The following is a 9151-nucleotide window of genomic DNA, read 5'->3' as shown; positions in this document are numbered from 1 at the left end:
GGCCACCCGTCCCCGGCCGCCCGCCCTCGACGGGCTCGGCCCCTGGGCCGGGCTCGCGTCCCCAGATCGACGCGCCTCCAATCGGCGAGTCCCGATCACGCCTGCCATGTCTCGGCCACCGTGTCGTCGAATCCCGGGACGTATCCGGAAATGCCCTGAACATCCGAAATCCGACCCTCGGACGTCCCAACACGTCCCGGTCCCGACGTCCCGAAACTCAACACCTCCCGAAGCCCGCGCCTCCCGGAGCCCATACGTCCCTGGATTTAGGGACCCGGGAGGCCGACGTAAGGAGCCCGGGCTGTGGGGCGGTGGCAGCCGGACACCCGTCGGGCGCCGGCCGGCACGCCAGGTCCCCGGGACACCTGGAGCAGGCCGCCGGGCCGTGGTCACCTCATGGGATGTGCCCTGGCCAGGCGGTCGAGGATCTCGGCGAGGATGGGCTCGGTCGTGGCGAAGTTGAGCCGTACGTGGCCTGCGCCGCCGGGGCCGAAGTCCGCGCCGTCGTTCAGCCGTACCCTTGCCTCGCGCTCGAAGACCTCCGCCAGGCCCGGCCTGCCGACGCGCAGCCAGGCCAGGTACGTCGCCTCCGGCACCCGGTAACCGAACGTCTCCGGCAGGCGGGCGGCGATCGTGTGCCGGTTGCGGTCGAGCAGGGCGAGGGTCCGTTCCAGCCAGGCGTCTCCGTGCCGCCACGCCGCGACCGTGGCCTCGACGCCGAACACGTTCGCGGAGCCGTACACGAAGGGCGGCTGCGCCTCCAGCGCCTTGCGGGCGCCCGGGTGACCGAGGTGGGCGACCGAGCAGCGGATACCGCCCAGGTTGAACGCCTTCGTCGCGGACGTGAGCGTGACGGTGCGGTCGGGGAGGATCGTGGCGAACGGGATGTGGCGGTACGGCTCGTACACGAGGTCGGCGTGGATCTCGTCGGCGAGAACCAGCAGATCGTGGCGCTCGGCGTGCTCGGCCAGTTCGGTCAGCTCCGCACGGGTGAAGACCCTGCCGGTCGGATTGTGCGGGTTGACCAGGAGGAGCACCCGGCAGCCCGTCAGATCGGGCACCTCGAAGCGCCACGAGTCGCCGTCGGGCTCCATCTGGATGGGGCGGAGGGGGCGTTCCATGACGTCCAGCGTCGACAGGAACGGGTGGTAGGCGGGGGTGTGCAGCGCGACGCCGTCGCCAGGCTCGGTGCAGGTGTGGAGGAACACCTGGAGGGCCTGGTTGAGGTCGTTGAACGAGCGTACGAGCGCGGGGTCGGCCGCCCAGCCGTACCTGCCCGCCATGCGCTCGGCGAACGCCTCGGCCAGCGGCCCCGCGGAGGGATCGGTCAGCCAGGCGGGATAGCCGAGGTCGCCGCCTGCCCGGCGCCGCAACTCCTCGATCACCTCGGGTGCGGTGGGGAGATCCATGTCGGCGATCCAGGCGGGGATCACGCCCGGTTCAACCGCCGCCCATTTCAAACCATCATGTGTGGCTTTGACCCCTTCAGGGGTATATGCGTAATCCACCCACCCATTTTAGGATTCTCGAATGTTGATGAGGTGCTGCCGCCGATTGTGGCAGGCTGGGCGGCCATGATGCCCCATTCGAAGATCGATGCCATTGTCGAGACCTACCTGTCGATCGCCGACATGGAGGCGCCCGACCTGGTAGAGGGGCTTTACCTCGAAGGCTCGGCGGCCCTGGGCGACTACCGGCCGGGCACGAGCGACGTGGACTTCATCGCCGTCACGGCCGCCGCCCCGCCCGAAGACGTGCTGGAGCGCATCCACACCCGGCTCGGCGCCCATCCCTTCGACGGCGTGTACCTCACCTGGGACGACCTGCGCCGGGGCCCCGACGGACTGGGCACCCGTCCGCAGGCGCTGCACGGCAGGCTCAACCGCCGGGGCGAGCTCAATCCGGTCACCTGGCACACGCTGGCACAGCACGGGGTGACCTGCCGCGGGCCCAAACCAGACGAGTTCGAGATCTGGAACGATCCTGACGCACTGGCCACCTGGACCGACGACAACCTCGACCGCTACTGGCGACGCCTGGTGAGCCGGGCCTCCAGGCCGGCCACCCCCTGGGGCCTGATCTGCCTGGGGGGATACGGCACACTGTGGATCGTCACGGGCGTCGCGCGGCTGCACTACACGCTGGCGACCGGCGACATCACCTCCAAGACGGAGGCCGGGCGGTACGCACTGGAGGCGTTCCCCGAGCGCTGGCACCGCGTGGTGAACGAGGCGCTGCGCGTGCGCGAGGAGGACACCGCCGCACCGACGCTCGGCAGCCTGGCCTCGGGGCTGGGCGACCACTTCGGCGCTCCCCGGCAGTCGCTCTACGGCTCTCCGTTCGAACGCAAAAAAGACGTGCTGGGCTTCGCCGGGCAAGCGATCACGTCCGCGCACGCGTTGTACGCCGCCCGCTGACGTGTAGCACGCCAACCCGCTGGTCAAGACGTTCGGAGCCGGGCCGGCGGCGGCCATCACGGTGGTCGCCGCCATCAGGTGCTGCTGGGGCGCGCATAGACACCCTGCCAGTCGATCGCGCGTGCCAGACGTCGATGACCTCGTGGGCGTGTGGACAGCGGGCCGATCGGGGCACTCCCAGCCGACGATCGCGTACACCTGCGCACAGACAACCACAACGATCGCGTAGGCGTGCGCACGGGCAGTTCGCCAGTGTCGGGGACTGCGGCGAGGGCGGCGAGCCGGCGCCGAGGACTCTTCGAAGGCGCGCCGGCGAAACGGTGACAGCCCCGGGGGCGATGTGCGGTGTCGTTCCCCGTGGCATGGGTGCTGGTGGCGCGCGCCGTCATCGCGGCGCGTGCGGTTGGACGCGCGCCTGGTCACCCCGTCGGGCTAGAGCCGCCGGAGAACCGCCACGACCTTGCCCAGGACGCTGGCCTCGTCACCGGGGATGGGCTCGTAGTTGGAGTTGTGGGGGACGAGCCAGACATGGCCGTCCTTGCGCTTGAAGGTCTTGACGGTGGCCTCGCCCTCGATCATCGCGGCCACGATGTCGCCGCTCTCCGCCACCGGCTGCTGGCGGACGACCACCCAGTCGCCGTCGGCGATGGCCGCGTCGATCATCGAGTCACCGGTGACCTGGAGGAGGAAGAGGGTGCCCTCGCCGACGAGCTGCTTGGGCAGGGCGAAGACGTCTTCGACGCTCTCCTCGGCCAGGATCGGCCCACCGGCGGCGATGCGCCCGACGAGCGGCACGTAGGCGGCAGTGGGGCGGCTCACGGTGGACTCGACGTCAGGGGCGGCGTCGGGATCGACCCACATCACGGGCTCACCGGGCAGCCGCACCTCGAGCGCGCGGGGCCGGTGGGGGTCACGCCTCAGATAGCCCTTGCGCTGCAACGCCGTCAACTGGTGAGACACGCTGGAGGTGCTGGTCAGTTGCACCGCCTCGCCGATCTCGCGCATGGAGGGCGGGTATCCGCGCTGTTGCACCGAGTCGCGGATCACTTCGAGGATCTTGCGCTGCCTGGGGGTCAGACCCAGGGAATCTCGCCGTCGCACCGCGAGGTCGCTGACCCCGTTTGTGCCATCCCGCTCGGTCATGCTCTTCCTCCTCGCCTGGCGGCCCGCCTCACCGGCGAACCTCCCAGTCCGTGGTCTTGATGTCGCACACAGCGACCGTATCTCTGTTGAAGATCATCTTCAAACAATTGTTCGAGTCTTCCTCGAAAATGTCGCGTGCGTGGTGTACAACATCGTACGGGAGTTCGATCGACATCGTGTTCGATTTGCTGATCTTTATTTGGCCTTTTCCTCGGGCCACACGGCAGGAGGTCATCCATGCGAACACCCACAAACATGGACACGACCAGCGAAGACGTCAAACAGCTCACACTCATCGCCGATGCCACGCAGAGTAAGGATCGACGGGGAGACAATACGCGTACACAGCCCGTCGCCAGCGGTAATTCCGGCAAGAGGTTGGGGTCCCGTTCGAATAACGGAGGAAGATCCCATTTGCGCCTCGTCCCGCCACCCCGCACGGGCGGTGACGCCGACGACACCGTGCCTCCGGGCCGGTCCGCCACCGACGGCGACCCGACCGTCTCCACCCGGAGCCGCGCCGCGAAAGCGGGCGCGGGCGAGCGGCCGGGGACAGGGCCGGGGCCGGGAAGGACCGAGACCGGGAGGACCGGAATCGGAAGATCCCGGGCAGGAACCGGGAGGCCTCGGACCTGGCCGAGGACCGCAACGGGGACGGGAGCCGGGACCGAGACCAGGACCGGAACCGAGACCAGGACCAGGACCGAGACCAGGACCGAGACCAGGACCAGGACGGGGACCAGGATCGAGAACAGGGCTGGAGCCGGATCTCGGACCAGGGCCGGGAGCTCCGGCCGGAGGGGGACCACGACTCGAACCGGCGTTGGAGCCGGAACCGCGACCCCGATCGGGGCTGGAGCCGGGGTTCGGGCGGGAGGCAGCGCTGTGGCCAGGAAGAGAGCCAGGGCGAGGAGAGAGGCCGAGGTTGGAAAGAGGGCTGAGCGGCCGTGGGGGCGCCGGGCGGCGGGGCGGCAGGAGCGACGAGGCGTGGCGGCGTCGCGCCGCCGGGCCACCCCGCCGCTGCGGCTGACCCGACGCGGCCGAATCGTGCTGGTGGTGACGGCTGCGCTGCTGTCCTTGGGCGGGTTCTGGCTGGGCACGCGCACAGCCGGGCATGCGGCTGTTCAGGTCGTGGTGTCGGCCCACGCGGGGCTGCCATGGGTGGAGGTCCACGAGGGAGACACACTGTGGGCGATCGCCGACGCCCTCTCCCGAGGCGAAGATCCCGGAGCACTGGTGGAGGAGATCAAGCGCCTGAACGGCCTGCCCGACTCCCTCATCCACCCCGGCACCCGTCTCTACATCCCGAAGGACAACACCACCGCCTTACGCTGACCCGCCTGGCGCCGGATCGCGTGACCGAACAGGGCCCCCGCGTCCAGCCGTCTCAACGTCCTGTCCGCGTCAAGCCATCCTGGCATCCGGGTGCCCCACACCCATCCGTCCGCACCCGGCCGTCCCCCGTCAAGCCACCCACGCCCAATGGCACCACGCCGGCTGTCCCCATACCCAGCCTCCACACCCGGCCCATCCCGACGTCCGGTGGCACCACGCCCGGTCTCCACACAAGACCCACCCCGACGTCCAGTGACACCACGCCTGCTCTCCACGCCAGCCTCCACGCGGCCATCCCGACGTCCAGTGACCCCACGCCCGGCCATCTCACGACCGGCCATCCGATGTCCGGCCGGCCCGCAGCCGTCGCGCGTCCACCCGGCCGCCCTCTGATCGGCCCCCTCCGACGACCCGCGATCCGGCGCCTGGAAGGCGAGTGCCCAGGGGGTGACGAGGGCGTTCAAGGAGGGGGCGTGGTGGTCCCAGTGTCCTCCGGTACCGTTGTGAGGTTCTTTCACGGACGAGGCCGCGCACAACTCCTGTGACGCCCTCAACTGCGCGAACACCCGGTTGGAAAGCGCGACACGCCCAGGACGGGAGAGGATGAAGGGCTGATCAGCGACTTCGGCGGTATGGGGCGGCTCAACTTGCGTTCATGGTCGCACGCTTCTACGGTTGGACCACAACATCTAGTAGTTACACCGATGTAGGTTCACCACACCTTGTGGTTATGTGACCGTTCCATGGTCAGCCGTGGAGCGTGCGCGAGCGTCCCGTCGTGCCGGGATCGTGTGTGTGGGTGACCGCAGGGCCTTGGAGGCGAAAGCGTGCACTGTCCGTTCTGTCGCCACCCTGACACCAGGGTCATCGACAGCCGCTCGACGGACGACGGCGCGGCCATCAGGCGCCGCCGCACCTGTCCCGAGTGCGGGCGCAGGTTCACCACGCAGGAGACCGTACTGCTCATGGTGAGCAAGCGCAGCGGAGTGACGGAGCCGTTCTCGCGGGACAAGGTCGTCGCAGGCGTGCGGCGGGCCTGTCAGGGCAGACCGGTCAGCGAGGACTCGCTGGCGCAGCTCGGACAGCAGGTGGAGGAGGCCATCAGGGCCAAGGGCGCGGCGGAGCTCCCCTCCAACGAGGTGGGCCTGGCCATCCTCGGCCCGCTGCGGGAGCTCGACGAGGTGGCCTACCTGCGTTTCGCATCGGTATATCGCGGTTTCGAGAGCCTGGCGGACTTCGAGGCCGAGATTTCACAGTTGAAGGCGGAGAAGGGGGAGTCATGACGGAGACGGCCAGCGGTTCAGTGGCGCGCGGGGGCAAGCGTCCGCGTAAGGGGCTGAAGATGAAGCGCATCTTCACCAACCCTGGGGTGCACCCTTATGACGAGATCCAGTGGGAGCGCCGCGACGTCGTCATGACCAACTGGCGCGACGGCTCGGTCAACTTCGAGCAGCGGGGTGTCGAGTTCCCCGAGTTCTGGTCGGTCAACGCGGCCAACATCGTGACCACGAAATACTTCCGCGGCGCCGTGGGCACCCCGCAGCGCGAGTGGAGCCTGAAGCAGCTGATCGACCGGGTCGTCGGCGTCTACACCAGGACGGGCATCGAGCACGGCTACTTCGCGAGCGAGGAGGACGCCGAGATCTTCGACCACGAGCTGAAGCACGCGCTCGCCCACCAGGTGTTCGCGTTCAACTCGCCGGTCTGGTTCAACGTCGGCACCCAGTCACCGCAGCAGGTAAGCGCTTGTTTCATCCTCTCCGTGGACGACCAGATGGAGTCGATCCTGGAGTGGTACAAAGAAGAGGGCGTGATCTTCAAGGGCGGCTCGGGATCCGGGGTCAATCTGTCCCGCATCCGTTCCTCCAAAGAACTCCTCTCCAGCGGCGGCACGGCCAGCGGCCCGGTGTCGTTCATGCGCGGCGCCGACGCGTCCGCGGGGACGATCAAGTCCGGCGGCGCGACCCGCAGGGCCGCCAAGATGGTGGTGCTCGACGTCGACCACCCCGACATCGAGGAGTTCATCGAGACCAAGGCGCGCGAGGAGGACAAGGTCCGCGCGCTGCGCGACGCCGGGTTCGACATGGATCTGGGCGGCAAGGACATCGTCTCCGTGCAGTACCAGAACGCCAACAACTCGGTGCGCGTCTCCGACGAGTTCATGCGGGCGGTGGAGAAGGGCGGCGACTTCGGCCTGCGCGCCCGCCTGACCGGTGAGGTCATCGAGAAGGTCGACGCCAGAGACCTGTTCCGCAAGATGGGCAAGGCCGCCTGGGAGTGCGCCGACCCCGGCCTGCAGTACGACGACACGATCAACGACTGGCACACCACCCCGGAAACCGGACGTATCACCGCAAGTAACCCATGCAGTGAATACGTGCATTTGGACAATTCGTCCTGCAATCTGGCCAGCATCAACCTGCTGAAGTTCCTGAAGGACGACAACTCCTTCAACGTCGCCGACTTCGTCAAGCTGACCGAGCTGATCATCACCGCGATGGACATCTCGATCTCGTTCGCCGACTTCCCGACCGAGAAGATCGGCGAGACCACCCGCGCCTACCGGCAGCTCGGCATCGGCTACGCCAACCTGGGCGCGCTGCTGATGGCCACCGGGCACGCCTACGACTCCGACGGCGGCCGGGCGGTGGCCGGGGCGATCACTTCGCTGATGACCGGCGTGTCCTACCGGCGCAGCGCCGAACTGGCCGGCGTGGTGGGCCCGTACGACGGGTATGCCAGGAACGCCGAGCCGCACAAGCGGGTCATGCGCAAGCACGCGGCGGCGAACGACGACCTGCGCACCATCGGCTCCATGGACGCGAAGATCCACACCGAGGCTACGCGCCAGTGGGCGGAGTGCCTCAAGCTGGGCGAGAAAAATGGGTACAGAAACGCCCAAGCCAGCCTATTGGCCCCAACTGGCACCATCGGCCTCATGATGGACTGCGACACGACGGGCATCGAGCCGGACCTCGCGCTGGTCAAGTTCAAGAAGCTCGTCGGCGGCGGCTCCATGCAGATCGTCAACCAGACGATCCCGCGGGCGCTCAAGCAGCTCGGCTACCAGCAGGAGCAGATCGAGGCCATCGTCGAGCACATCGCCGAGCACAGTCACGTCGTCGACGCGCCCGGCCTGCGCCGCGAGCACTACGAGGTGTTCGACTGCGCGATGGGTGAGCGGGCGATCGCGCCCATGGGTCATGTGCGGATGATGGCGGCCACGCAGCCGTTCCTGTCCGGCGCCATCTCGAAGACGGTCAACCTGCCCGAGTCGGCCACGATCGACGACATCGAGCAGGTCTACATGGAGGGCTGGCGCCTTGGCCTCAAGGCCCTGGCCGTCTACCGCGACAACTGCAAGGTGGGCCAGCCGCTGTCGGCGGGCAACGGCTCCAAGAAGGAGGAGCCGCAGGCGGAGCCCGAGGTCAAGGTCGTCGAGGTCAACCGGCCGACCCGTCGGCGCATGCCCAACCAGCGGCCGAGCATGACCACCCGTTTCACCGTGGGCGGCGCCAAGGGCTACATGACCGCCTCCTCCTACCCTGACGACGGGCTCGGCGAGGTCTTCCTCAAGATGTCCAAGCAGGGTTCGACGCTGGCGGGCGTCATGGACGCGTTCTCCGTGGCGATCTCCATCGGGCTCCAGTACGGAGTGCCGCTGGAGACGTACATGAGCAAGTTCGTGAACATGCGGTTCGAGCCGGCCGGCATGACGGACGACCCGGACATCCGGATGGCCACGTCGGTGATGGACTACATCTTCCGCCGCCTGGCGCTCGACCACCTGCCCTATGAGGAGCGGGCGGCCCTGGGCATCTTCTCGGCGGCCGAGCGGGCGGCGCAGCAGCGGGGCGAGGACCCCGCGGCGCTGCAGGAGCCGGTCGACCGCGAGGCGCTGGCCCAGTCGGCGCCCATCGAGGAGGAGAAGCCGAAGGCCGAGCAGCCGGTCGCCGAGCTGACGCTGGAGAGCCACCAGCGCTTCACCGCGGACGCGCCGCTCTGCATGACCTGCGGCACCAAGATGCGCCCGGCCGGCAGCTGCTACGTCTGCGAGGGCTGCGGCTCGACCAGCGGCTGCAGCTGAACCCGGCTCGGCCAGCGGCTCAAGCCCCACCGCCGCGAGCCGCGTGGTGGGGCTGGGCCGCAGGCGACGCCTGATCGTCGAGCCTGATCGCTGATGGGGAGGGGCCGTCGCCCCTCCCCATCAGTGTGCGCGGTCAGGAGGTGGGCGGCAGGCTGGGCGGTGTGGCGGG

At 68.7% G+C, this 9151-nt stretch carries 6 protein-coding genes; 4 read left to right on the top strand and 2 right to left on the bottom strand.

The genetic code is table 11. The annotated features are described in order from the left end of the window. Positions 1–389: 389 nt before the first annotated feature. Complete coding sequence (locus E1294_RS49225; RefSeq protein WP_132519361.1) at positions 390–1409, bottom strand: MalY/PatB family protein; 1020 nt, start codon at positions 1407–1409, stop codon at positions 390–392. 165 nt (positions 1410–1574) lie between these two features. Here E1294_RS49225 and E1294_RS49220 point away from each other — a divergent pair, with 165 nt between their 5' ends. Then, positions 1575–2417, top strand: a complete 843-nt coding sequence (locus E1294_RS49220; RefSeq protein WP_132519359.1) for a nucleotidyltransferase domain-containing protein — start codon at positions 1575–1577, stop codon at positions 2415–2417. A gap of 432 nt (positions 2418–2849) precedes the next feature. Here the strand turns inward: E1294_RS49220 and lexA are convergent, their stop codons facing one another. Beyond that, positions 2850–3560, bottom strand: a complete 711-nt coding sequence (gene lexA / locus E1294_RS49215; protein ID WP_132519357.1) for a transcriptional repressor LexA — start codon at positions 3558–3560, stop codon at positions 2850–2852. A gap of 987 nt (positions 3561–4547) precedes the next feature. Here lexA and E1294_RS49205 point away from each other — a divergent pair. The 3 genes from E1294_RS49205 to E1294_RS49195 all read left to right on the top strand — a co-directional run bounded on the left by E1294_RS49205 (position 4548) and on the right by E1294_RS49195 (position 8982). Beyond that, on the top strand, positions 4548–4895 hold the full coding sequence (locus tag E1294_RS49205) for a LysM peptidoglycan-binding domain-containing protein (RefSeq protein WP_132519351.1): 348 nt from the start codon (positions 4548–4550) through the stop codon (positions 4893–4895). Positions 4896–5722: 827 nt separating this feature from the next. Further along, positions 5723–6178 carry a transcriptional regulator NrdR gene (gene nrdR, locus E1294_RS49200; RefSeq protein WP_132519348.1) on the top strand — a complete coding sequence of 152 codons (456 nt, stop codon included), beginning with the start codon at positions 5723–5725 and terminating at the stop codon, positions 6176–6178. Then, a complete protein-coding gene (locus tag E1294_RS49195; RefSeq protein WP_132519345.1) occupies positions 6175–8982 on the top strand; it encodes a vitamin B12-dependent ribonucleotide reductase in 2808 nt (935 codons plus the stop codon). The genes nrdR and E1294_RS49195 overlap by 4 nt, the downstream gene beginning before the upstream one ends. Positions 8983–9151: the final 169 nt, after the last annotated feature.

Origin of the sequence: Nonomuraea diastatica, assembly GCF_004349015.1 — a bacterium.
Taxonomy (GTDB): domain Bacteria; phylum Actinomycetota; class Actinomycetes; order Streptosporangiales; family Streptosporangiaceae; genus Nonomuraea; species Nonomuraea diastatica.
Note: the sequence above shows the minus strand (reverse complement) of the source record. Positions and strands in the feature narration are given on the sequence as shown.